This is a genomic window from Sediminibacillus massiliensis, from assembly GCF_900156915.1.
In the GTDB taxonomy this organism is placed as follows: Bacteria; Bacillota; Bacilli; order Bacillales; family Amphibacillaceae; genus Sediminibacillus_A; species Sediminibacillus_A massiliensis.
The window spans coordinates 3,490,852-3,516,696 of sequence record NZ_LT732535.1 but is presented as its reverse complement, the minus strand read 5'-3'; the positions used below and the strand labels follow the sequence as shown (position 1 = coordinate 3,516,696).

Here is a 25,845-nt window from a genome sequence, read left to right as displayed (position 1 = left end):
TCGTCCTTTCTTTTGGTTATGTTATATGTAATTCCACCTCTTATTTAAATAAAACGTTGCCAAATTCCTTTTTCATACACAAAAAAAAGACCGTGTCTTTCAACGGTCTTTTTCGGCTTGTCCAATTTATAGAAATAGTCCTGCCATGGTCGCGGACAAAATCGAACCTAATGTCGCACCGATCAATAACTTCATTCCGAATTTCGATACAGATACAGCTTTTTCAGAATCGATCCCCTGTACAGTACCAGCTATAATTCCAATGGAAGAGAAGTTGGCGAAACTTGTCAAAAATACAGCTACAATACCGACTGTCTTTTCTGATAATGTATTGACTAATGGCTCAAGTTCCAACATAGCAACGAATTCATTTGTAACAATTTTTGTCCCCATAATTCCCCCAGCCTGAATTACTTCTCCTGGAGAGATTCCCATTAATATTCCAAGTGGAGCGAGGATATACCCTAAGATTTGCTGAATGGTAACACCTGCGAAAATGGCTTGAATAATCCAGTTAACCAATTCTAAAGAAGCGATAAAGGCAATCAGCATAGCTGCTACAATCAATGCGATTTTACCACCATCGAGTGCCCCAGTTCCCATCGCTTCAAAGACACTTTTAGATGTCGAAACGTTAGCGACATCAACTCTGTCTTCTTCTTTTTTAACTTTTACAGGTGCAATAATGGAGGCGACAATCAATGAACTGAACATGTTCAATGGAAGGGCCACAAGAACATATTGAGCAGGAAGCATTTGAATGTATGCACCGACAATGGATGCAGAAACAGAACCCATTGCAGAAGCACTGACAATGTACAAACGATTACTGTTCAAATGGTGAAACTGCGATTTAATCGCGATTAAAGCTTCCGACTGTCCAAAGAAAATACTGTTTACGGCATTAAAAGATTCAACTTTTGGAAGGCCGGTGATTTTCGACAGAAGACCACCAAGATACTTGATGATAACAGGAAGAATCTTCAAATGAGTAAGTACTGCCAAAATAGTGGAGAAGAAAACAATTAATAATAAGACATTGAAGAAGAATATGCTTCCGCCTTCTTCAATTACGAACCCGCCGACAACAAAATTAATACCAGCCATACCAAACTCGATTAATTTGTTGAAGCCATCGGAAATCCGATTGATGATCCAACTACCTATTTCTGTTTCGAACATGAACCAAGTGGTAATCACTTGTGCAACCAACATAATTCCTATGCCCAAATAATTAATGTTTTTCCGATCGTTGGACATTAAGAATGCAATCCCAAGCACGACTAAGATTGCCAGCAAACCAAGAAGAATATCCACGGCATAAGCCTCCTTAAAAGAATCGTAATAAAAAAACTGAAAATGCTTTCAGCACAATAGTCCATAGTGGATTTTATCAGGTTGTCAGACTTCACGCAAGTGGTCTTATAAGAAAAATTGCTTATATTTTTGGATAAGTTTATTTGTTCCCTATTTAATCAGACAATAACCAAAACATTTTTCCAAGGTAAATGGGCATTTAGTTTCATTTGCTTCAAAAAAAGAAAACCCAGTAATTGTCTATCCTAGGAATGAAAAGATTCAGCTACCTTGACTAAATCCTGTTTGGTTACATTGCCTGAAGCCTGTTCCATACTGTTGCCCCGGAACGACATTCTGTAGGTAATGTCACCCTTTTGCCAATAAAGGATTTGGGCAAACGAGTTATCAACGTAATCACCTTTTATTTGATCGTTTAAGACGACTGTGTCTGAGGCAGGGATAGATTCGAGTTCGCCTTGGAAAAACTGGATGGAAAGCAAATCGTTATTCTTAGTATAAAAACTTACATCCATTGCTTCTTTTTCTGTTTCGTTAGCAATATACTTGTCCGAAATAATGAATTCTACTTCAATCGGCATATAACCAGGAATTTCCGGAGCAAAGGAAAGTGTGTCTATTGCTTGTTCTACTTCGGCGGTTTTATATGAATAGAAACCAGATGGGATGGATGAAGCATTTTGAGAGTTGTGGCAGCCTGTAATGGTACCTAGACAGAGGAATGATAAGACAATTGAGGCGAGTAATTTCATTAATTTCCAATTTTCCCTCCCTTCACTGCTTTATTTTACCATTTTGAGACAAAATTCGAAATATTTTATCGGGATTTGTTGAACTTTTAGAATAATACTTTTTGGCACTATAAACATAAACTGCGAACTAAGACTTCCTCTCGTCCTGATTAAGGCAAATGCTAAACCACCGCTTCTGCAGCATACTTCGCTTTCCTAGGGCACGGCCTCAGCCTCCGCAGAAGCAAAGAACGCTTCTTTACGGGGTCTTCGGACGCGTGGGACTGCGGTTACTCGCCCCATCGAAGACCTTTTGCTGTTCCCTCAGGAGTCTACGTATGCTGTCTACGCTGATAGGGGTGTTCTGAATTTTGGTAGGAGTACCCCATGTTAGACATTTTTAGGACTTTTTCTCACCATCCAGAAATCTAACCAAAGCGGAGGGAAAATGCGAGACTCCTGTAGGAAAGGAACAGTCTGAAGACCACGCAGGGTGCACTTTTACGCAGCGTCGGGTTCGCACTCAGCTTGAAAAGAACATGTGGAAGTCTCGCCTTAAGTAAAATTTTCACTAGTTCGCAATTCCTCTCTATGGTGAAGCTCTAAAAATGTTTTCCATGGGCGGAGTTGTTGTATTCAAAAAATGCCGGCTTGTCTTTTTTCGAGACTAGCCGGCATTTTTTCGTTATCTGGTCTTTAATGGCAACCATTCAAGCACTTTTTGAATTTGGTTATCCCAATAACCCCATTCATGGTCACCAGGTCCGAAATCCGTGGTCAATTCATAATCGGTTTGATTGCACAACTGTTGAAAAGTAACATTCTCCTCGTAAAGAAAGTCTTCCGTCCCGCATGCTTGATATAGCAATGGTTTCGGGTTTGATGTGCTATTTTGCTGCTTTATTACTGCTAATAAATCTTCATAAGTACCTTCTACTCGATCTTCACCGAAAGCAAGGAATAATGGCCCCTCGAATGGTGACTCATTGTTTTTCACTTTGTCCAGATGCGAGACCATATCTGTGACCCCTGATAAGCTGGCTGCTGCCGCAAACCGATCAGGACAGTTAAGCGCCCATTTTAATGCCCCATATCCACCCATCGACAACCCTGCGACAAAGTTATCTTCCCGTTTATCTGATAAAGGAAAAAATGATCGGGCAATTTCAGGGAGTTCTTCCGTTAAAAATGTCCAATATTTTTTTCCATATCTCATATCCGTATAATAACTGTGATCAGCATTCGGCATGACAACAGCGAGCCCATACTCGGCAGCATATCTTTCTATCGAAGTACGCCTTGTCCAGATTGTGTCATCATCACTGAAGCCATGCAGTAGATATAGAGTTGGATGAGACCCTTTTATTTTCTTGTTCTGCATGCCGATTTGCCCGTTGGTCTCCTGCGGCAAAATGACCGTCATAGAAGTAGATAATCGAAGCATTTCCGAAAAGAATTCACACTTAATCAATGCCATATTCTTCACTCTCCCCTATTACAATTAAAACTCAATGTTTTCATTCGTCAAAAAGCCAAAGACAGCTCCCAAAAGGTTGGCATGCTGCCGGTAATGACAAACATCAATTTTAGGCCGCACCGTGGCAATATCAACTTTACTTAAGATAATGGAAAGCTTTTCATTAATATGATCGATAAGATCGTTTCTGGCACTTACTCCCCCTCCGATCAGAATGACTTCTGGATCATAAACGTATTGCAGGTTGTAGATACCCACTGCAAGCATATGATAGAATTCCTCGATCGCTTTTAAACAGATTTCATCACCTTGATCTGCCAAATCAAATATCTGTTCTCCCGACAACTCACTTTCTTTCTGTCCCTTTGTTTTTGCCACCCTTCGAATGATAGAAGAAGTTGCCGCAGTATTGCTCCATGTTTTATATCCATTCTCACCTGTGTCGACAACCATGTAACCGAACTCGCCGCCATGTAAGTTAGCACCTTTGTGCAGCTTGCGGTTTTTGATCACCGCTCCCCCAATGCCTGTCCCAATCACCACCAGCAGAGCATCTTTCATGTTTTTGGCTGCGCCTTTCCATACTTCGGCGAGAGCAGCACAGTTTGCGTCATTTTCCATGAAAACAGGCAGCCCTGTTTTCTCTTCCAGCAGTTTTTTAACATTTGGGCCATGGATGTAGGGAAGAGCACTCGATCCATAAATGATCCCTTCCTCTGACACTGCTCCAGGAGCACTAACTGCTACACCGGCCAGGCTACAGGATTTTCCGTCGATAATTTTGCAAATCGTGTCCAGGAAATCTTCCATTGACTTCGGTGTCGGTACTTTTCCCGCATCGTTTATTTCTGCCTGCTCGTTCACAATTCCGTGTTTCATATAAGTGCCGCCAATATCGAATGCCATGTAATTTTCCATTCTATCACCTGTATCTCCTGAATTGTCTTTTTATTATCATAACGAATTTACCCCGTTCAAGCGAACAAAAACAAAAGCCACCCCGATAATATTTCCGGGGATGGCTTAGCTGTTCCTTATACAGTCATCTCCTCTTCCTTGTTGGAGAAGAATGCATTCATCGCATGGAATACATCTGCCTTTTTCCTCAATACGTAGTATTTAAACTTGGGAGAATCAATTTTGTTATATACTTGCATCAAAGTTGAATGCCTGTTATATTGGTTGACTTCCCCGTACCCAAACAGGCTGGATTTCTCCATCAACTCTTCCACCAAAGTCAAACACCTGCGGTTGTCGGAAGTCAAATTGTCTCCGTCAGAAAAATGAAACGGGTAAATATTATATCTTTCGGGAGAATATTTCTGTTCAATAAGTTCTAATGCTTTTCGATAGGCGGATGAGCAAATCGTACCGCCGCTCTCACCTTTTGTAAAAAACGATTCCTCGTCAACAACTTTTGCTTCTGTGTGATGTGCTATAAACTCAATTTCTACTGTTTCGTACTTGGAACGTAAAAACCTGGTCATCCAGAAAAAGAAACTGCGGGCCATATACTTTTCAAACATTCCCATCGAACCACTCGTATCCATCATTGCGAGCACAACGGCTTTTGATTCTGGTTTTTCAATTTCGTCCCACGTTTTAAACCGCAAATCATCTGGATAGATAGGATTGAATTGCGCATTGCCTGCCATGGCATTTCGTTTGTATGCTTCGAGCATGGTCCGTTTTTTATCAATGTTGCCCTGCAGCCCTTTTTTCCTAATATCGCGAAACTCGATGTGGGAAGTGACAATATTGTCCTTTTCCTTTTCTTGGAGGTTTGGAAGCTCTAACTGTTCAAAAAATGTTTCTTCAAGCTCTTCGAAGGAAACTTCTGCTTCATAATAGTCTTTACCAGCTTGATCACCAGCTCCAGAACCTTGGCCGGCACCTTTTTTAGGACTGCCGTCTCTGGCTACTACATCACCAACACTGCTTTTACCGTCTCCTTGGCCCGCATGCTTATTCTTTTCCTGGCTGTAGCGGATTTTATATTCATCAAGGGATCGGATAGGAATTCTGACGACGTCTTTCCCTCTTGACATGATGATGTTCTCTTCTGTTATTAAATCAGGAAGCTTCTTTTTAAGCACATCCTGAACCTTATCCTGATGTCGTTTTTGATCATCATACCCTTTGCGGTGGAGGGACCAATTTTCTTCTGAAATCACAAAATTCTTGGAATCAGCCAACTATAACCCTCCTCATGAGTTTTAATGGCAAAACAGAAACACAAAGATTGATTTGACACATGTTCAGCCCTCTTTCTACATAAGAAAGACAACTTTCTTTATTATTTCTATAATATGCGGCAAACCGTAATTTGATTAAAGATTTCGAAAATTGGACGACTAGCCTTGTTAATTGATGATGCCGTGGGATTGAACTTCGACTTTTATATCCGGTTTGATGGATAACTCTGGATATACAGTATTCCAATCAAGTGACTTCCATACCTCAGGATGAAAAGCTTTTACCCTGCGACCAATGCCAAATGCATCACTTCCTGCCTCTTGGAGCTGGGCAAAAAGACTTTCTGCTTCCTCAGTCAAATTGGCAGACAGCTTGGATTCCAATTCTCTAACCTTTTTCAATCTATTCAAGCTATCAGGCGGAAATTCCATGATGTCAACCTTGAAGGTTAAATCCATATCCACTGATGGGGCACCATTATTTACATTGATATTCAGTTTCCTCTTGATCTCCTTCACATCAATCGTAATGAAATTCTCTGTTTCTGTTTTTCCGTTGTCACTCACCTTTTTAGTGAGGAAGGCATCAGAACCTCTTTTTCCCTTCATCAATAGGTACAACACAGACCTTTGCGGAGTTAGAACACTCCCTGTAAAGGTTTTTTCTTTAAACAAGGCAAGTCCTTGATACTGCAGGAACCCCTCCTCTTTATTGACTGTCAGATATGGCAATACAAAATCCTGACCGGGTTCTAAAAGTTCAGCACATACCAACTGAATATTATTGTCGGGTGTATGAGTGGAAGAAATTTCTCCTGTTAGCATCCCGTTAATATATTCGCTGATCCTCGGTTCCCCTGGTATCTTCAGGGAAAGTGCTTCTTCGACACTCCCCCCTAATACGGCAAGCCGGGAATGAAGATTACTTTTAGGGTCACGGTAAAACATATCCAAGAATGGATAAATATCTGTTCTGGCAAGTTTTTCACCCAAAAGCAAAACAGTTAATTTGGAGGCATCGTACCTTTTGGAAATCTTTTGATCAATGATTGTACGGGTATCAAGTGATGTACTTCCCACCGCATTGACAACCTGGACCTGTTCCCGCCCGGATCCTTGGTTTCCCCCCTCTACGTTTGAGATAACGACAGTGGACTTCACTTTACCGTCTTCTGTTATATCCAAACCACTCGCTAGTACCAATTTGAAGTTTTTAAATTGACGTTGATCCCAGCAGCCCGCAAGCAGTACCAAAGAAATTAACAATAGCATTGCTTTATACAGCAGCTTCATGCTTCCTTCCTCCTGTGTCTTCTAAAAAAAATCAATGAAATAAGCGTCATTACAAACGGTACACATACAGATAACAAGGTAGCTAACCATTTAATCATTACACTGTAGCGATCGATTGTAATTTCTTCAATACCTATGGTCAAAGACAGAATCAAAGGCAGGAAGACGGTAAAATACATGCAACGATCAAATTCATTTGTCTGGAATATAACGGATAGCCCCCTGCTTGCCATATAAAAATATGTAGAGAATGATGTGGCCACAGACACAATCCACATAGATATTAAAAACAAGTCAACCCTGCCGATCAGATAAAACTCGATGGATTTCAACAAGAACATCACTGGTTGAGGTACAAGCTCAATTTCTGCAGTGCTGAAATAACTGAACGCCATAAGTGTGATAAACAAATAGAATGACGTTACAAAAGCATTGGCCAAACTAGCCGATTTTAGTTTTTGGCGGGATGTTCCTTCAACATGGGGATAAACGATAAAAAGGGATATAAATCCGAGCATGGCAATCATGGCTGTATGAGCTCCCTTTCCGATTTGAGGGATGGATGCTTCTCCGATGGGAAGCAGGTAGACCAATTGAATATCCGGAATGATGTACAGTGTAAGGCAAAGCATGATTACTAAAAGGAAACTGACGAAAGTATAAATCCGGGCCATAACTACAAGCCCGCTGGATATCAGATAAATACATGTCACGGCTAAAAGGGAAGCAAGCAGCCAGAACGGGGTGTTCGGAAGGATCCACAAGTGTATCATTCTCCCAAACAACATCAAAATCAACGCGCTGACAGCAACAAAATAAAGATAATAAATTAGATTAAATAAATTGCCGATCCATTTACCGAACATTTTTGTGAATATTTGAAATAGATCACAGCCAGGAAACGCCTCTAACGTTAACCAAATAGTCAGGATTACAAACTGAATAAATATTCCAGACAAAATCAGGGATATCCAGCCGTCCTGACCGGCCTCCAAATGTAAATCATAAGGAAGTGCCAGAATCCCGACCCCAATTTGAGTTTGTACTAAAATAAAAAAAAACTGACGTCTGGATATTTTGCTATCAGGACTCATCTTCATCTTTTCCTCCATTCCCTGGATCTTTTCTGAGCAGTCTTCTTGATCGATCTAGTATCTTTTGGTCTTCTATTCATCTTAAATAAAGGAAATCGGACAAATGTATCCTTTAAATATCGGATATGCAACGGAGCCATTGGTGAAAAATATGGCGTTCCGAACGATTCCAAACGGCATAAATGAATTAACAATAGCAACATACCGAAAACAATTCCTACAAACCCCAATGTTGCTGAAAATATAATTAACGGAAAAGTTAACAGTCGAAGCGTCGTACTCATTTCATTAGAAGGAACCACAAATGATGCGATAGCTGTTAAAGCTACGACGATAATCATAAAGTTGGAAACAAGTCCTGCCCGGACTATCGCATCCCCGATCACCAAACCTCCGACAATCCCGATTGTCTGTCCGACCGGTGTTGGAAGCCGTATACCAGCTTCCCGGATCAGTTCTATAATGATAACCATAACCAATGCTTCCACTATTGGCGGATAAGCAATGTCATTAATGGAACTTTTGACAGGAATAACAAGATCTTGCGGAATCACTTCAAAATGAAACCCGACGATCGATATATAAAATGCCGGAAGTCCAATAGCAATAAGAAAACTGAACAACCGGATAAGGCGAATAAATGTACCTGTGAACCAGCGTGAATTATAGTCGTCAGGTGATTGATAAAAGGCAAAAAAAGTAGCTGGAGCCAATAACATGGTGGGACTGCCTTCTGCAAGTATGCCTACTCTTCCATCCATTATATTGGCCACTGTCCGGTCAGGCCGTTCTGTATACAGCATTTGCGGAAATGGAGAGTAGGCATGATCTTCAATGAACTCTTCTATATAACCAGGGCTGATGATCGAATCGGTGGAAATAGCCATCAGGCGTTTTTCTACTTCCTTCACACATTTCGGATTTACAATACCATCCATATAAATCACAGCTATTTTGGTTTTCGTCTCTTTACCCAAATCCATAAATTTCACGACCAGTTTCTTGTTTTCAATCCGTTTTCGGATCAAATTGATGTTGATTATGATGTTATCGACAAAGCCCTCGTGCGAGCCACGGACCACTTTTTCACTGTCAGGTTCTTCAACACTGCTGTTAAAGGAAGCTGTCGTGTTAAACGTCAACATATAAGTACTTCCTTCCCATCCAAATGCCAGATGACCTTGGAGCAGTACTTGGATGATTTTTTCCCGATCGTCCATTTTTTTGCCACTACTGGCATTTACCAGGTCGGCATTTGGCGTCCTGCTGTATGCTTCAAAAAATTTTTCATGAATTTTATCCTGGTCTGCCAGGGATTCCAGATACACAATTACCGCCTTTCCTTCTTCAAGGATTCGCAGCTTCAAGTCATTGGAATTACGTAACTCTTTTGTGATATATTCGATGTTTTCCTTAAGGGAACTTGTTACAGGAACGCTTGGTTTCTGTTCTGATTCCGAGGTCAGGGGTTCGTTGATGTCCTTTTTTCCCGTTTTTCTCAATTTACCAATACCTCGCTTTTTATTCAGTTGCTGTTACTATTTGCTTTTATTAAAGAATTAATCCCTCAAACTGCACCTATTAATAAAAAAGAGCGCCCCGTTAATGGGACGCTCTCTCAAGTTATACAATTTCTATTAACCTTCTAACAACAGGTCGTAAGGATCTTCCAGCAATTGTTTGATTCTTACAAGGAACTGTACCGCTTCTTTACCGTCTACGATTCTATGATCATAGCTCATAGCAATGTACATCATTGGGCGAACTTCGATGGAATCATCCGGCATTACGATCGGACGTTTCTGAATCGAGTGCATTCCCAATATTCCCACCTGTGGAGTATTCAGGATTGGAGTCGACAGTAAGGAACCGAAAATCCCCCCGTTAGTGATAGTGAAGGAGCCTCCTTGAAGGTCGCCAAGCTGTAATTCTTTCGCTTTCGCCTTTTGTCCAAGACGGCCGATCTCTTTTTCGATACCCGCAAAGTCGAGGCGGTCTGCATCACGCACCACTGGAACTACCAGACCTTCATCTGTTGATACAGCAATACCGATATCATAAAATTTCTTCAACACGATTTCATTTCCCTGAATTTCTGCATTGATCAGCGGAAACTCTTTCAAAGCACCGACAACGGCTTTTGTAAAGAAAGACATAAAACCAAGTTTGACGTCATGCTTTTCGGCGAACTTGTCCTTTCTTTCACTGCGAAGTTTCATGATAGCCGTCATATCCACTTCATTGAAAGTAGTAAGCATTGCTGCTGTTTGCTGAGCTTCTACCAAACGGTTGGCGATTGTCTGGCGTCGTCTGCTCATTTTTACTCGTTCTACAGGTTTTTCAAACTCTGTTTTCTCAGAAGTTTTTGCTTCTTTTTTCTCTTTTTTAGGCTCCTCTTGCTGCTTTTGATTTCTGCCTGCAGCTGTCTGTTCTACATCTTCCGGACGGATTCTGCCTAAAGGATCTTTCGGATATACTTCCGATAGATCGATTCCAAGCTCCCTGGCCCGCTTTCGTGCTGCAGGTGAGGCAACGGTATCCTGCTTGTTTCCTGTTTCTTTTTCTTCTGAAGGTTGTGGTTGTTCCTGGCTTGGCTGCTCTTCTTGCTTTGCTTCCTGCTTCGGTTCTTCCTTTTCTTCAGAACTTTCCGGCTGACTTGCTTCGTCTGAGCCTCCAGCTTCCCCGTTTTCATCGACTTTGGCGATAATGTCTCCGACTTCCACGTCTTCGCCTTCTTCTTTCAATATCTCTGTAAGTACACCGCTGTATTCTGAGTTGACTTCCACATTTACTTTATCAGTTTCCAATTCTAGTACCGGATCGCCTTTTTCCACTTTATCGCCCTTGCTTACGAGCCACTCTGCGATAGTACCTTCGGTGATTGATTCTGCTAATTCTGGGACTTTAATTTCCTTCACTGGAATCTCCTCCTTTAGACAGCTTTAAGGCTTCGTGTACGATTCGTTTTTGCTCCGTTTTGTGTACGTTCGGTTCTCCTACTGCTGGCGATGCCCGATCAGGGCGGCCCGCATAGTGCAGCTCCTGGTTTTCTTCCAGAAGGTTGAATAAAATCTCTTTGACGAAATTCCATCCGCCCATATTCCTCGGCTCTTCCTGAACCCAGATGATTTCCTCTACATTCGGACAGCCTTTTAGAACTTCTTTTAATTCTTTTTCAGGGAAAGGATAAATTTGTTCTAAACGAAGCACGTGGACATCGTTGACTTTCCCTTCGTTATTGCTCATTGTTTCTTCAATATCAACCATTACTTTTCCACTGCCGATTACCAGTGTTTTAGCTTTTTTGGTTGTTTTCGGAAGACCTGGCTGCGGGATAAGCTTTTGGAATCCGATATCTGTGAAGGCTTTTGCTTCGGATGCCACCCGCTGGTTCCGCAGCAGACTCTTCGGTGTCATTACCACTAACGGACGGGCCGAGTCTTTTCCGCCGAGAGCAGCCTGTCTGCGCAGTAAATGGAAATATTGCGCACTTGTTGTCACATTGGCGACAATCCAGTTATTTTCTGCAGCCAACTGCAGGAATCTTTCCAGTCTGGCACTGGAATGTTCAGGTCCTTGTCCTTCATATCCATGAGGAAGTAAAAGAACCATATTTGATTTTTCTCCCCATTTGGCACGTCCCGCGGCGATGAACTGGTCAAAAATCACCTGGGCAGCGTTGGCAAAGTCTCCAAACTGTGCTTCCCAAAGTACTAGCGTATTCGGGGATTGCACACTGTAACCATACTCAAAACCTAAGACTCCAGCCTCTGACAATGGGCTATTATGAATGGCAAAAGAAGCTTTAGCTTGTTCCAGTCCATGCATCGGACAATATGTTTCCCCTGTTTCTACATCATGGAGTACAAGATGTCGGTGGGCAAAAGTACCGCGTTCAGAATCCTGACCTGTCAGGCGGATAGGAATTCCATCTTCCAGAATAGAAGCATATGCCAGCGTTTCGGCAGTAGCCCAGTCCGCTTTCTTCCCTTCTTCTAAAGCATCTCCACGCTTTTTCAGAATCTTTTCCAGCTTTTTGAAACCGTTGAACCCATCAGGACGCTTTAATAAGCCTTCATTCAACTTCTTAAGCCTTTCCAATGGAACTGCCGTTTCCACATTGTCCAGGCCATTAGCTAATGCCTCTGGCGCCGGCTTCGGTTCAGGTTCATCCGCTTCATTTTCTTTCATGTTGTTATAAATATCGCGCAATTTTTGCTCCACTTGCGTTTTCATGTTTTCAAAGCTTTCTTGGTCGACAATTCCTGCTTTCTGCAGCCGCTCTGCATAAACGTGAGCAACTGTCTGATGGCTGTCGATATCCTTGTACAGCTGAGGCTGAGTCGCTCTTGGTTCATCCATCTCATTATGGCCGTACCGCCGATAGCCAACCAAGTCGATCAGGAAATCCTTATGGAATTCTTGTCGGTATTCGTAGGCAAGCGCCATTGCAGACACACATGCTTCCGGATCATCTGCGTTAACGTGGATGATTGGAATTTCAAACCCCTTAGCCAGATCGCTTGCATACCTTGTCGACCTTCCCTGATCCTGGCCGGTCGTAAATCCTACCAGGTTATTGGCGATAATATGCAACGTTCCACCTGTCCGGTAGCCAGGCAAATCACTCATATTCAGCGTTTCAGCAACTACACCTTCACCGATAAAAGCTGCATCCCCATGAATGAGAATACTGAATGCCTTGTCCTGTTGATGTTCAGGGTTTCCCGGAGTGCTTGTATCGTCTTGTGCAGCCCTTGTAAAACCATTGACCACAGGATTGACGAATTCAAGATGGGAAGGGTTATGTGCCAAGGTCACTTTTGTTGGGGAAACTTGGTCTTCTCCCAATTCTCTTACAGCACCGAAATGGTACTTAACGTCTCCAGTCCATCCATAGTTAATTCCTTTTGATCCAGCAGAAGGAATCAACTCTTTATCTGAAGAATGGTGGAACTCAGAGAAAATTTTATCAAACGGTTTGCCGAGAACATGTGTCAGTACGCTTAGTCTTCCACGGTGTGCCATACCGAGCATAATTTGTTCGGTTTTGTCGGAAAATGAATTTCGCACTGCCTTGTCGAGCATCGGCACCATCATTTCAAGTCCCTCGATGGAAAAACGCTTTTGACCGACAAAGGTCTTCGCAAGAAAACCTTCAAACCCTTCCACTTCCGCTAAACGATTAAGGAGTTCTTTTTTTTCTTCATCTGTAAAGGATACAGAAAACTCTCCAGTATCGATTTTGTCTTGCAGCCATTTCCGTTCAGCATCGTCATTTACATGATCATATTCAAAGGAGGTAGTTCCTGCATAATTCTTCTTTAACAGGTTGACAACCTCTAATGCATTGTTCACATTTGCCGGTGCTTGTTCCCAAATCCAATTGGCCGGAATCGCTTCCAAATCACTGTTCGTTAAACCGTATGAATCTGGGTCAACCAACGGTGTTTTTCTGTCTTTGTCTTTCCCTACTGGATAAATATCAGCTTCCAAATGACCGTAACGACGAATAGCCTCCACAAGTTTCATTGTCGAGGTTAATTTCTTAATATCCTTCGTTGAAGTTTCAGCTGATACCAGTTGTTCTTTCTCCCCTGTTTGACGCATCCATTGAGGTGCCCCATGCTGATCAAACATCTCTTTCAAAGTCGGATCAACTGCACTGGAATCCTCTTTGTATTTGTCGTATTGTTCTTCGATATACCCCATGTTAGGTCCATGAAAATTTTTCCAGAATCTTTCACTAGATTCTTGCTGTGTCACGACTTATACCCCCATTAGAAGTTCACTTTCTCCACTTACAGCGTTTTCAAATAAGTACGATAGGTTTATAGAAATTGACTGCTTTCTACAACAACTAATATACCCTATTTTCTACAGGGAAACAATATCTCTGTTCACTAAATTCTAATGAATTCGATAATTCCAATAAATTTGCCCTGAATTAAACCTTCCTTCCCTGAATTCTCTCCGGTTGCTATGGTAGAAACCAGGGAGGGAAGCCAATGCAGTCAGCTTAGATGGGGGTTATTTCTTGTTATGGCGTTTAGTTATATAAAGAACCAGTACCCATACAATCACAATTCCGATTGCCATATATATACCATTTGAGTAAATTTTCATATACTTGAGGATTTGCGGCCATGCCTCCCCTAACTGGACGCCCGAAAGGATTAAGAAACTGTTCCAAATAAAAGTACCTGCGCTGGTCAAAAAGACAAAAAGAAACCACTTCATTCTTGACATGCCAGCCGGTATAGAAATCAAACTCCTTAATAGAGGTACCATTCGGCATAGGAATACTGTCCAGGGGCCATATTTTTCAAACCATTTCTCCGCTCTTTCGATATGCCGTTTTTCCAACTGCAGCACTTTGCCCCAGCGTTCCACGATATAATCGATCCTGTCCACGTTTAAGGCAGTCCCAATGCTGTAAAGGATGACCGCACCAATAATCGAACCGCCTGTCGCTGCTAATATCATCGTAAAAGTGTCCAGATTTGTCTGAGTAGTGACGAAGCCGGAAAAAGGAAGAACTAATTCGGAAGGTATGGGTGGAAACACGTTTTCGATTACTAAAATGAGAAAAACGCCTATGTAACCAAACTCCTCAATCATGTACAATATCCAGTTTTCCATCCTCTTCCTCCCCGATTGTTTCCATATATTATATTTCGGATAATCTCCAACCGCAATCTTTTTTAAAAGACACTACCACTATTCGCATGCTGCATTTTAGCTCCCAGCACTCTAAACACTAAAAACGCCTATATGGTTACATAGTTGAGGCAAACTGCGAACTAGTGAAAACTCTACTTTGGTGTTGCTTCTTGCTATCCTGATTTTAGTTGTATGCTAACCCGGCGCTGCGGAAAAATGCTCCCTTTCCGGGGGCAGCACCTCAGCTTCCCCTTGAGCCNGACGCATCCATTGAGGTGCCCCATGCTGATCAAACATCTCTTTCAAAGTCGGATCAACTGCACTGGAATCCTCTTTGTATTTGTCGTATTGTTCTTCGATATACCCCATGTTAGGTCCATGAAAATTTTTCCAGAATCTTTCACTAGATTCTTGCTGTGTCACGACTTATACCCCCATTAGAAGTTCACTTTCTCCACTTACAGCGTTTTCAAATAAGTACGATAGGTTTATAGAAATTGACTGCTTTCTACAACAACTAATATACCCTATTTTCTACAGGGAAACAATATCTCTGTTCACTAAATTCTAATGAATTCGATAATTCCAATAAATTTGCCCTGAATTAAACCTTCCTTCCCTGAATTCTCTCCGGTTGCTATGGTAGAAACCAGGGAGGGAAGCCAATGCAGTCAGCTTAGATGGGGGTTATTTCTTGTTATGGCGTTTAGTTATATAAAGAACCAGTACCCATACAATCACAATTCCGATTGCCATATATATACCATTTGAGTAAATTTTCATATACTTGAGGATTTGCGGCCATGCCTCCCCTAACTGGACGCCCGAAAGGATTAAGAAACTGTTCCAAATAAAAGTACCTGCGCTGGTCAAAAAGACAAAAAGAAACCACTTCATTCTTGACATGCCAGCCGGTATAGAAATCAAACTCCTTAATAGAGGTACCATTCGGCATAGGAATACTGTCCAGGGGCCATATTTTTCAAACCATTTCTCCGCTCTTTCGATATGCCGTTTTTCCAACTGCAGCACTTTGCCCCAGCGTTCCACGATATAATCGATCCTGTCCACGTTTAAGGCAGTCCCAATGCTGTAAAGGATGACCGCACCAATAATCGAACCGCCTGTCGCTGCTAATATCATCGTAAAAGTGTCCAGATTTGTCTGAGTAGTGACGAAGCCGGAAAAAGGAAGAACTAATTCGGAAGGTATGGGTGGAAACACGTTTTCGATTACTAAAATGAGAAAAACGCCTATGTAACCAAACTCCTCAATCATGTACAATATCCAGTTTTCCATCCTCTTCCTCCCCGATTGTTTCCATATATTATATTTCGGATAATCTCCAACCGCAATCTTTTTTAAAAGACACTACCACTATTCGCATGCTGCATTTTAGCTCCCAGCACTCTAAACACTAAAAACGCCTATATGGTTACATAGTTGAGGCAAACTGCGAACTAGTGAAAACTCTACTTTGGTGTTGCTTCTTGCTATCCTGATTTTAGTTGTATGCTAACCCGGCGCTGCGGAAAAATGCTCCCTTTCCGGGGGCAGCACCTCAGCTTCCCCTTGAGCCAAAAGCGCTCACTGCGGGGTCTTCGGAAGCTGCTCTTCCCCCAGGACTTTGAAAAGACATCCATGCATTTACACCGCACGCAGAAAATCGAACTTTATTTTCAAGGAGTGTCGCATTTTTCCTCCGCTTTGGATAGATTTCTGGTCAAGTGAGAAGAGGTCCTAATGTATGTCTAACATGGGTTCTTCCCACCAATTCAAAGAACTTCGACCAGCGTAGGCAGAACAGCGAAGTGTTCTGCCGCAGCGGTAGTATTATAGCACTCGCCTTAATCAGGATGGGAGAAAGTCAAACTGAAGTTAGTTCGCAGTCTATAGATTATGCGAATAGTAAAAATAGAAAAAAATGAGCCGGCTTTGGCTGCCGGCTCATTTTTTCTGGAAAAGATTTATTAGTCATCAAAACTATCTGTTTAACAAACTTCCTACATATCGGAGCAATTCATTGGCAGAGGAGGAATTATAGCCGTATTCGTCGATCAACGTAGCAACAACTTCATTGATTTTCTTCAATTGCTGCTCATCTGGTGTTTTCGTGGATGTGGTGATTTTCACTACATCTTTCAAATCTGCAAAAAGTTTCTTTTGGATTGCTTCTCTTAATCGTTCATGTGACTGATAGTCGAATTTCTTTCCTTTCCGGGCATATGCGGAAATCCGGATCAATATCTCTTCACGGAATGCCTTTTTCGCGTTTTCCGAAATGCCGATTTGCTCCTCGATCGACCTCATCAGTTTCTCATCAGGATGCATTTCATCTCCTGTAAGCGGGTCGTGCAGTTTGCTTTTGTTACAATATGCTTCGACGTTATCGAGATAATTGTCCATCAACGTTTTAGCGGACTCCTCATAGGAATAGACAAATGCTTTTTGCACTTCCTTCTTGGCAATTTCATCATATTCCTTACGGGCTACCGAAATAAAATTCATATACCTCTCTTTATCGTCTTTCGAGATCGATGGATGGCTGTCCAGACCGTCTTTCAAAGATCGCAGGACATCCAAAGCATTGATAGAAGTCATTTCTTTTTTAATGATGGTCGAAGAAATCCTGTTGATTACATAACGGGGATCAATCCCGCTCATCCCCTCATCGGAAAACTCCTTGCGCAAATCTTCTACATCTGCATCACTGAAACCTTCGACATTCTGGCCATCATACAAATACATTTTCTTCAATAAACTAATGCCGCCCTTGTTTGATTCCTTCAACCTTGACAAGATGGTAAACATGGCAGCGACCCGAAGTGTGTGCGGCGCAATATGAACATCTTTAATATCGCTTTGCCCGATCATTTTTTTGTAAATCCGTTCTTCCTGTGAAAGTCGGAGATTGTAAGGAACAGGCATGACAATCATTCTCGAGTGCAGTGCTTCATTTTTCTTATTGGATATGAACGAGCGATATTCCGATTCGTTCGTGTGCGCCACAATAAGCTCATCAGCGGAAATAAGAGCGAATCTTCCTGCTTTGAAATTCCCTTCCTGTGTAAGCGAAAGGAGATGCCATAAGAACTTTTCATCACATTTCAACATTTCCTGAAATTCCATCATACCCCTGTTGGCCTTGTTTAGTTCTCCGTCAAATCGGTAGGCACGCGGATCAGATTCCGAGCCATATTCAGCAATCGTTGAAAAATCAATCGAACCGGTCAAATCGGCAATATCTTGTGATTTTGGATCAGACGGGCTGAACGTTCCAATGCCCGTACGCTTGTCTTCTGAGAAAAATATTCTTTCAACTAATACATCCTCAATGCGTCCCTCGTACTCTGTTTCGAGTCTCATCGTGTTCAGCGGTGACAAGTTCCCTTCAATCCTTATTCCATACTCATTTTCAAAATCCGGCCGTAAATGCGGCGGGATGAGATGGAGAGGATCTTCGTGCATCGGGCAGCCCTTAATGGCAAACACTGCACCTTCATCTGTTAACGTGTACTCCTCCAGTCCGCGCTTCAATAAAGTAACGAGTGTCGACTTACCACCACTTACTGGTCCCATCAGCAGCAGGATTCTCTTTTTGACATCAAGTCGGCGTGCAGCAGGATGAAAATATTCCTCCACCAATCTCTCTAAAGCACCTTCCAGTCCATACAATTCATTTTCAAAGAAATTGTACTTCTTGTGCCCCTCCTCGTCTTCTGTCACACCTCTGTGCTTTATCATGTTATATACTCTGGAGTGAGCAGATTGTGCCAAATACGGTCGTTCTTTCAGCAACTCCAAGTAATCAGCCAGTGTTCCTTCCCATTTAAGCCTCTCTTGGTCTTCTCTATGGTCCTGGATCTTTTTAAGAATATCCATCTCGTCGACCTCCCCGGATAGTGAATTGAAAACTAAGCTTCCCGCAAGTTCTCATGGCGGAATCCTGAGTTTCTCTTATACTTCGTTTCAAAAAGTATAAATAAGATGGTTAATATAATCTATGTAGGCAACCCCCGGAAAATGAGTATAGCCTGCCATTGGGATAAAATATTCTTTAAATTGATTTAAGTTTTACTTATCTGAGCGCTGTTATATCGTTAATCTTCTTCATATAGTTCACATCAGGAAAAAAATTGGTTATAATAATAGCAGTATTACTTGTACATATGCTGCTGTCTCTGGATTTATTTATCAAAGGAGGAAGTCTTCCATGAAAATAACATTGCTTATAGGAGTAACTATCGTATTTTTAACCTCAATCTTCTCTGCGGGGCGTGACTCAAAGCAAACAGCCAAAAAATAGGTATAAAAAAAACGTCAGCCATCTTTGCTGACGTTTTTTGTTCCTGACTCTTTTACGTTAAACCTGGGAACCCTTGCTGTCTCAATGCCTCGTAAACAATGATAGCTGCTGTATTCGACAGATTGAGGGAGCGCACTTTGTCTGTCATATGAATACGGAGGCACTTATCCTCTTTACCTTCAAGGAGCTCCAATGGTATTCCATTTGTTTCTCTTCCGAACACAAAAAACAAGTCTTTTTCCACATTGCTGAAATCATGATCCGTATAATGACCTTCTCCGAAGTTCTCGATATAATAGAAATCCCCTTCCGGATATGTGCCGTATAACTCTTCTATCGAATCGTAATACCGGATATCAACATCCTGCCAATAATCCAATCCTGCCCTTCTCAACATTTTGTCCTCTGTAGAGAAACCCAACGGCCGAATTAAATGCAGAACCGTTCCAGTAGCAATGCAGGTACGTGCAATGTTCCCTGTATTGGCGGGAATTTCTGGTTGGAATAATACTACATGTAACGCCACTTTTTTCACCTCGTACATTATTTTAACTTGCTTATTATATCACATATCAGCTCGCTATATGTTCAAGCTGTGCTGCTTCCATTTCCAATGGTCATTCGCCAATCCGAAAAAATTTGTATTGGCAATTTTCCGTCCACGCCATCGAATCTTCATAGGACCAGTACCTATGCCTGCTGTTATCTGTATGAGCATTTACAAGAGGCATTCCCTCGGTGTCTTTTGAAACGACGATCGTATTGTGATCCCAACGCCCGTCCCCTTGAAAATCATAGCAAATCACATCCCCGGGTGATAAATCGTCCGGTCTTTCTACTTCTGTGCCTTTCAAACCCTGTGCAGACCCGCTTAAATACCAGCGCAGGGAATGGGCTACAGCCCAGCTGAAGCTCCAGCTCCCATTCTGATACCACCAGCCGCTTCCTTTGTCAGGTGCTCCTCTCATCGGCGCTCCCCCTGCATGAAGACACTGTGACACAAAGTTTGTACAGTCGACCGTCAACTCTGTATAGGCAGGGTTGTAATCATTCCACCATCGTTCTGCATAACGTACAGCCGCCCGCCTGTCATAACCAAATCTCGCCTCGCGCATATTTTCCAGACCCTTCACTTCAATCACCGGCAAATCAGCTGGCTGATATTCTTGGACGATGGGTTCATCATGGATGACTTCCCCTTTCTGAATAAGAGCGGTATGTTTTCTGTTCTCTTCTTCATGGTAAAAGGAATGTCCTTGTTTGACGAAAAAAGTTACAGTCAAATCATAATTCACTCTCACTTTTCCTCCATCTATAGGCGAACTATTAAAAATCCGTCCTTCTCCCCTTACCCTTGGCACGTTGCTGCCTCTCTTTTCATGCAGCTGCTTCTTATTCAACACCCATGCAGGTGGATTTCCCCCGATTCTCTGCTCCAATATACTTTGCCAATACTTTTTGAGAATTTCCGTCCGTTCCATTATGGCACCCCTCCCACTCTCAATATATGAACATATTTCAAGTGACATGTACCTATAAAAACAGCACCGATCACTTCTGTGTGATCGGTGCTTCCTCTAGATGAAGCAAATATTTCTTTTTGTCCATTCCACCATTATAGCCGACAAGGGAACCATTGCTTCCAATGACCCGGTGACAAGGGATAACAATTGAAATGGGATTTTTGTTGATGGCTCCGCCAACCGCCCTGATAGCTTTCGGTGCCTGAATGGATTCTGCCAGAGATTTATAAGTTTGAATCTCCCCATAAGGAGTAGAATCATATAAGGCCTTCCAGACCTTTCTTTGAAAAGGGGTACCGTATAAATCGAATTCAAGAGAAAAGGCGGTTCTTTGTTTATGAAAATATTCTTCAAGCTGACACTTTGCCTCAAAGACCTTATCTTCATTCTTGATGAATTCCCCACATAGAAAGGATTTCTTCTTCCAATTGTTCCATAAAGAAGTCAAGTCCCTGACATTGCCGAAGTCGATGCGGCAAAGCCCCTGATCAGTAGATACCAAGGATATCGGGCCGACAGGAGTCTCTAATTCCCCATAATATAAAAAGGAACGTTTATTCATAAACAACCCCTTCTTCTTCTTACTAGTTTTCTTCATTGTACTAGACTCCCAGAAGATGAGGAAGGGCTTTTTGCAATTTTAGGCTTGGAAACTCAAGCCTTTTTCCATCTCAAGTAACACCTCTTCATCGGTCTCTTTTTCCTGTGCCGACTGAATCGCTTCGATCCCTTCCTGTGTACCGATTTTTCCAATTGCCCAGGCAGCAGTTCCACGGATTACCGGCCGAGGATCTTCTTGCATTAATCGGATCAATTCAGGAACAGCGCTCTTTTCTTTATAGTGGGCCAAAGCAATAATGGCATTCCGCTGAATAGGCTTTTTCCCTCTCCATGACCCTGAAATATCTCCGAATTTCTCTTTGAATTCCCTGTTGGACATAGATAATAGCGGGATTAACTTTGGCTTTACCACATCAGGATCTGGTTCCATTCTTGGATGAAGATGAAAATCTTTCTTCTGGTTTTTCGGGCAAACCAATTGGCATGTATCACAGCCATAAAGACGATTACCGAGTTTGGTTCTGTACTCATCCGGCAGGAAGCCCTTTGTCTGTGTCAAAAACGCAATACATTTCTGCGCATTCAACTGCCCTCCTTGGACAAGTGCACCTGTTGGACATGCATCAATGCATTTCGTACATTCCCCGCAGCTGTCTTCGACGGGCTGGTCAGGCGTGAAAGGAATATTGGTAATCATTTCACCCAAATAGACATAAGAACCGAATTCCGGCGTGATGATGGTCGTATTTTTGCCGCTGAAGCCGATTCCGGAACGTTCAGCTACAGCCCTGTCCGATAATTCTCCCGTATCGACCATCGATTTATAATGGAAAGAATAGATTTTATCCCCAATAAATTCAGCAAGCATTTCCAGTTTCTCCCGCAGTAAGTCATGGTAGTCCTTTCCCCATGAGGCACGGCAGAACAATCCTCTTCTCTCACCTTCCCGGCTTTTCGGAGCGTCTTTCATTCTTGATGGATAAGCAAGGGCAATGGAAATAATGGATTGGGCATCAGGCATTAACCTGACCGGTTCTGTGCGTTCCTCGACACTGCCTTTTTCAAAACCCGACTGGTATCCCAGCTCTTGTTGTGTTTTCAACCGTGATTTCAATTCTGAAAAAACATCAACAGAAGCAAATCCGATTTTGTCGATGCCAATGCTTTTGCTGTATTCGACAATCTCTTGCTTCAGTTTTTCATAAGACATTTTCCATCCCCTCCCTTCTTGGTTGTTATTTATATAGGAGATTTCATGTTAAATCTTTAACGTTTGCTGTTCTGATCCTGTTCAATGTTGCGGCAATTTCAAATCGGCGCGGTCTCGCCAGATCGCCCGGATGTTGGTCAGGAAAAGGCGCAAAGGATGCAAGGCCCTTGTCAGCTATTTGTCCTTCAATTTCATCCAACAACTCGTATAAAGATCTTTCCTTCCCGAGTTGTTTATGTTGATCCAGATAACGAAGAATTTCTGCAATCATCCGCGTTTGCGAATTGTCTACCAACTGCTCTACGTAGTGAAGCGAAATATCATGCCTGCCCATGATAATGGTAGACATGCCTTTTGCCTGGATTTTCGACTTTCTGCCTTGTTTTATTTGCAGACTGTTTGGCTGAAAATACCGCCTAGGAAGTGATCCGAATGACACGTCGTTCTCTTGCTGGCGGGCATAAGGATACTTTTCCGCAATGCGTTTCGCTTTTTCCGTAACGTTATATGGCCGGTACTGATCCATCATAATCACTTGATCAGCCGGCTCGAAGTAGTCACCGGAACCACCCATTACAAGAATGGTGGATACATCCAGCTGTTCTCTCATTTGTTTCACTTTATCAATAAACGGTGTGATTGGTTCTTTTTCCTTCACCACTAACTCCTGCATCCGCTCATCGCGTATCATAAAATTGGTGGCACTAGTATCTTCATCAATTAAAATAGTTGATGCCCCTGCTTCAAGGGATTCGACCACGTTTGCAGCCTGTGACGTACTTCCACTCGCATTCTCTGTTGTAAACTGCTTTGTATCCTGCTTATGCGGCAAATCGTTGATAAACGGCGAGATGTTTACTGTTGTAACCTGTCTGCCATCCTCCGCACGGACTTTGACAGCATCAGGGTCTGTCAACACAAACTCCCGTCCATCTCCTCGAACATGATGATAGACACCTCTCTCGATTGCTGTAAGCAAGGTACTTTTCCCATGATAACCGCCTCCGACAATCAGGATGATTCCTTTTTTCAATGCCATTCCTGTGATCGGCTCTTCTTGATGAGGGATATCAATCGATACCCTGTTTTCCTCCGGGCTTTCGAAGGGGATGGCTTTTTTCATCGGACGGTTGCTGATCCCGCTTTCCCGCGGCAAGATGGCTCCATCGGCGACGAAAGAAATCCAGCCATTTTCTCTCATGGCATTACGGATAGCCAGATGTTGATCAGCTAGTTTGACACTTTTCTCTATCTCCTCATCCTTAATCTTGAAAATGGACTTCTCGAGAATGGAAGGAATGGCATCAAAAAACAATTTTTCCGCTTCTTTGCCGTTAATTCTCCTCCCGTTTGCCGGGAGTCCCACCGATAAGCAAATCGTCACTTGTCCCGATTCGATTCCTACCGCTGTGCGCTCTAAAATTTCCTGACCAGGGGCATCGACCGCAATCAGCCCACTCTTCCCGGAACCTTTACTGAAAATAGTATTGCCTGCGATCGCACTTGCTACCTTTCTTGCGATGGCATCCTCTGTATAAACTCTTCTATTATAGTTCTGTTTCCATTCACTCTTAATTTTCCGGTAGGCGTCAGGAACTACAATTCGTATTTTCGAAGGAGCTGCAAAAGGGTCCCCTTGTACATAGTCAATCAATAATTCATATCTATGAAATGAGTATCTGCCTTGAATAGACTTATACCCCTTATAACTTTTTCCGTCAATTTGCTGGAGTTTCTTTTGCAAGTTTTTCATTTCACATCACCCTCTTTTAAGCTAAAGCTATTTCTAGGATACATTCTGTCCATTTTTGTATCAAGCAAGCAAAGCTTAAAGGAGATGGTAAATGAATTTCCTGGATGGACCCCACAATAAAAAACGCAATGCCTCGTTGCTTTTAAAACGAAACACTGCGTTAGGTCATAAGTAAAATGGAGCGGGTGAAGGGAATTGAACCCTCGACATCAGCTTGGAAGGCTGAGGTTTTACCACTAAACTACACCCGCATATTATGAGTGATATTAAATTGATATTGTTCGATTTCTTTGTACTGTTTGTGAGATTTCTTTAGTTATGTTTTGTTGATGTTTTTCATTATAACAATCTAGTAAATAGGACGCAATAGGCAATTATCATTTTTTGTCGAATTTCTGTAAAAAAGTCGAATAATCTTTAGAAAGACCGGGTAATACAGTATGAAGGTTTTCAGGGATCGGCCCATATTTCTGAAAATTACATAGGATAATGTATCTAATATTGATATAATCTTTCCATAACAGTCTTAAAGTATTAAAGGAGGCGCCATCTTGAAAGTATATCCAAATGTTTTATGTGAGTCAGGAATGGTTGATCAAGAGAAGTTGACTTATCATTTCCAAGAACGGGGACTCCAATTCGGGGATGGAATATATGAAGTAATCAGAGTGTATAGCGGGAAATACTATCTTCTGGAAGAACACATTGACAGAATGTATCGATCAGCACAGGCGATTAAGCTGAGACTCCCCTTTCAAAAGAAAGAACTATATGAAAAACTTGATTACTTGCTGGATGTAAATAATATAAAAACAGACGTTAAAGTTTATCTGCAGGCGACAAGGGGTTCGGCCCTTCGCGACCACGTTTTTCCCGACGTAGAAGCGAACTTTTATGCATATGTCCAAGATATGCCTCGTCCTGAAGCATTGCTCTCTACGGGAGTGTCTGCAATTACCCTGCCTGACACGCGCTGGCAGAATTGTTACATCAAAAGCCTTAATCTGCTGCCGAATGTTCTGGCAAAACAAGAAGCAAAAGAAAACGGGGCCTTTGAAGCTATTCTGCACCGTGACCAAACTATTACAGAGTGCAGTGCTTCCAATGTGTACCTGGTTAAAGACAATAATGTTTATACACATCCGGAAACCAACCAGATTCTGCATGGTTGTGTTCGTTCCAGGATAAAAATACTGGCAGCTGAAGCCAATATTCCTTTTTATGAAGAAGCGTTCACACTTGAACAATTACAGAATGCGGATGAGGTATTTCTCACCAGCAGTACAGCTGAAGTAATGCCGATTATAGAAATAGATGGCAAGCCTGTGAACGGTAAAACTCCTGGAAAAGTAACAAGAGAACTACAAAAGGCATACCAAAGAGATGCACACTTAATCGACACACCAAATGTACAAAGCACCTCCCACTAATATCAAAAACCCGTCCCAATCAGGACGGGTTTTGATAAATTAGAAAGATCAGCTGCCCCGGCATTAATCTCCCCAGCAAAAAGACTTACTTTTACACAATATATATAAAATGCGACATAACTAACTTCACTTAACGGGACTTCCTTCCATCCTTTTCTGATTGAGTGGTAGTCCAGCGCTGCGGAAAAATACTCGCTTTCCGTGGGGAACGCTTCAGCCTCCTCGGGAAAAGCGCCCTGCGGGGTCTTCAGACTGTTCCTTTCCCACTGGAGTCTCGCATTTTTCCGCAGCT

21 protein-coding genes and 1 tRNA gene are annotated in these 25,845 nt (G+C 42.3%); 1 reads left to right on the top strand and 21 read right to left on the bottom strand.

Features of this window, described 5'->3' with window-relative positions:
* Nucleotides 1-126: 126 nt before the first annotated feature.
* The 20 genes from CZ434_RS18240 to CZ434_RS18145 form a co-directional block, all read right to left on the bottom strand.
* Entirely contained in the window at nucleotides 127-1,317 is a 1,191-nt protein-coding gene (locus CZ434_RS18240; protein ID WP_077624434.1) for a NupC/NupG family nucleoside CNT transporter, read from the bottom strand.
* A gap of 245 nt (nucleotides 1,318-1,562) precedes the next feature.
* Nucleotides 1,563-2,069, bottom strand: coding sequence for a hypothetical protein (locus CZ434_RS18235; RefSeq protein WP_077624433.1), 507 nt, complete (start codon nucleotides 2,067-2,069; stop codon nucleotides 1,563-1,565).
* Nucleotides 2,070-2,733: 664 nt separating this feature from the next.
* Entirely contained in the window at nucleotides 2,734-3,525 is a 792-nt protein-coding gene (locus CZ434_RS18230; protein ID WP_077624432.1) for an alpha/beta hydrolase, read from the bottom strand.
* Nucleotides 3,526-3,549: 24 nt separating this feature from the next.
* Entirely contained in the window at nucleotides 3,550-4,443 is an 894-nt protein-coding gene (locus tag CZ434_RS18225) for an ROK family protein (RefSeq protein WP_077624431.1), read from the bottom strand.
* A 116-nt stretch (nucleotides 4,444-4,559) separates the two neighbouring features.
* Nucleotides 4,560-5,720 carry a sporulation protein YhbH gene (gene yhbH / locus CZ434_RS18220; protein ID WP_077624430.1) on the bottom strand — a complete coding sequence of 387 codons (1,161 nt, stop codon included), beginning with the start codon at nucleotides 5,718-5,720 and terminating at the stop codon, nucleotides 4,560-4,562.
* A gap of 168 nt (nucleotides 5,721-5,888) precedes the next feature.
* On the bottom strand, nucleotides 5,889-7,013 hold the full coding sequence (locus CZ434_RS18215; protein WP_077624429.1) for a Ger(x)C family spore germination protein: 1,125 nt from the start codon (nucleotides 7,011-7,013) through the stop codon (nucleotides 5,889-5,891).
* Entirely contained in the window at nucleotides 7,010-8,113 is a 1,104-nt protein-coding gene (locus tag CZ434_RS18210) for a GerAB/ArcD/ProY family transporter (protein WP_179107314.1), read from the bottom strand. Before CZ434_RS18210 ends, CZ434_RS18215 begins: the two co-directional genes overlap by 4 nt.
* Complete coding sequence (locus CZ434_RS18205) at nucleotides 8,110-9,618, bottom strand: spore germination protein (RefSeq protein WP_077624427.1); 1,509 nt, start codon at nucleotides 9,616-9,618, stop codon at nucleotides 8,110-8,112. The genes CZ434_RS18210 and CZ434_RS18205 overlap by 4 nt, the downstream gene beginning before the upstream one ends.
* Before the next feature lie 126 nt (nucleotides 9,619-9,744).
* The gene (gene odhB, locus CZ434_RS18200; protein ID WP_077624426.1) at nucleotides 9,745-11,025 is read right to left on the bottom strand and encodes a 2-oxoglutarate dehydrogenase complex dihydrolipoyllysine-residue succinyltransferase; all 1,281 of its coding nucleotides are present in this window, start codon (nucleotides 11,023-11,025) and stop codon (nucleotides 9,745-9,747) included.
* Nucleotides 11,012-13,873 carry a 2-oxoglutarate dehydrogenase E1 component gene (locus CZ434_RS18195; protein ID WP_077624425.1) on the bottom strand — a complete coding sequence of 954 codons (2,862 nt, stop codon included), beginning with the start codon at nucleotides 13,871-13,873 and terminating at the stop codon, nucleotides 11,012-11,014. Before CZ434_RS18195 ends, odhB begins: the two co-directional genes overlap by 14 nt.
* 264 nt (nucleotides 13,874-14,137) lie before the next feature.
* The gene (locus CZ434_RS18190; protein ID WP_077624423.1) at nucleotides 14,138-14,749 is read right to left on the bottom strand and encodes a DedA family protein; all 612 of its coding nucleotides are present in this window, start codon (nucleotides 14,747-14,749) and stop codon (nucleotides 14,138-14,140) included.
* A 216-nt stretch (nucleotides 14,750-14,965) separates the two neighbouring features.
* Nucleotides 14,966-15,139 (bottom strand): 2-oxoglutarate dehydrogenase E1 subunit family protein, encoded by a 174-nt coding sequence (locus tag CZ434_RS18185; protein WP_425442100.1) that lies wholly within the window; start codon nucleotides 15,137-15,139, stop codon nucleotides 14,966-14,968.
* A gap of 318 nt (nucleotides 15,140-15,457) precedes the next feature.
* Nucleotides 15,458-16,069 carry a DedA family protein gene (locus tag CZ434_RS18180; RefSeq protein ID WP_077624423.1) on the bottom strand — a complete coding sequence of 204 codons (612 nt, stop codon included), beginning with the start codon at nucleotides 16,067-16,069 and terminating at the stop codon, nucleotides 15,458-15,460.
* A 684-nt stretch (nucleotides 16,070-16,753) separates the two neighbouring features.
* The gene (locus CZ434_RS18175) at nucleotides 16,754-18,652 is read right to left on the bottom strand and encodes a PrkA family serine protein kinase (RefSeq protein ID WP_077624422.1); all 1,899 of its coding nucleotides are present in this window, start codon (nucleotides 18,650-18,652) and stop codon (nucleotides 16,754-16,756) included.
* Nucleotides 18,653-19,128: 476 nt separating this feature from the next.
* The gene (gene trmL, locus CZ434_RS18170; protein WP_077624421.1) at nucleotides 19,129-19,602 is read right to left on the bottom strand and encodes a tRNA (uridine(34)/cytosine(34)/5-carboxymethylaminomethyluridine(34)-2'-O)-methyltransferase TrmL; all 474 of its coding nucleotides are present in this window, start codon (nucleotides 19,600-19,602) and stop codon (nucleotides 19,129-19,131) included.
* A gap of 91 nt (nucleotides 19,603-19,693) precedes the next feature.
* Nucleotides 19,694-20,557: an amidase domain-containing protein gene (locus CZ434_RS18165; protein WP_077624420.1), complete on the bottom strand. Its 864-nt coding sequence runs from the start codon at nucleotides 20,555-20,557 to the stop codon at nucleotides 19,694-19,696.
* 70 nt (nucleotides 20,558-20,627) lie between these two features.
* A complete protein-coding gene (locus tag CZ434_RS18160; RefSeq protein ID WP_245831022.1) occupies nucleotides 20,628-21,197 on the bottom strand; it encodes a methylated-DNA--[protein]-cysteine S-methyltransferase in 570 nt (189 codons plus the stop codon).
* Nucleotides 21,198-21,239: 42 nt separating this feature from the next.
* Nucleotides 21,240-22,370, bottom strand: a complete 1,131-nt coding sequence (queG, locus tag CZ434_RS18155) for a tRNA epoxyqueuosine(34) reductase QueG (RefSeq protein ID WP_077624419.1) — start codon at nucleotides 22,368-22,370, stop codon at nucleotides 21,240-21,242.
* 43 nt (nucleotides 22,371-22,413) lie between these two features.
* On the bottom strand, nucleotides 22,414-24,123 hold the full coding sequence (locus CZ434_RS18150; RefSeq protein WP_077624418.1) for an ABC-ATPase domain-containing protein: 1,710 nt from the start codon (nucleotides 24,121-24,123) through the stop codon (nucleotides 22,414-22,416).
* Nucleotides 24,124-24,300: 177 nt separating this feature from the next.
* Nucleotides 24,301-24,374 (bottom strand) — tRNA-Gly (locus CZ434_RS18145).
* A gap of 300 nt (nucleotides 24,375-24,674) precedes the next feature.
* On the opposite strand from CZ434_RS18145, the gene dat reads away from it, so the two are divergent.
* Entirely contained in the window at nucleotides 24,675-25,553 is an 879-nt protein-coding gene (gene dat, locus CZ434_RS18140; protein WP_077624417.1) for a D-amino-acid transaminase, read from the top strand.
* Between the two features lie 2 nt (nucleotides 25,554-25,555).
* On the opposite strand, the gene CZ434_RS22405 is transcribed toward dat, so the two are convergent.
* The coding region (locus CZ434_RS22405) for a hypothetical protein (RefSeq protein WP_218668314.1) at nucleotides 25,556-25,845 on the bottom strand (290 nt) is incomplete at its 5' end.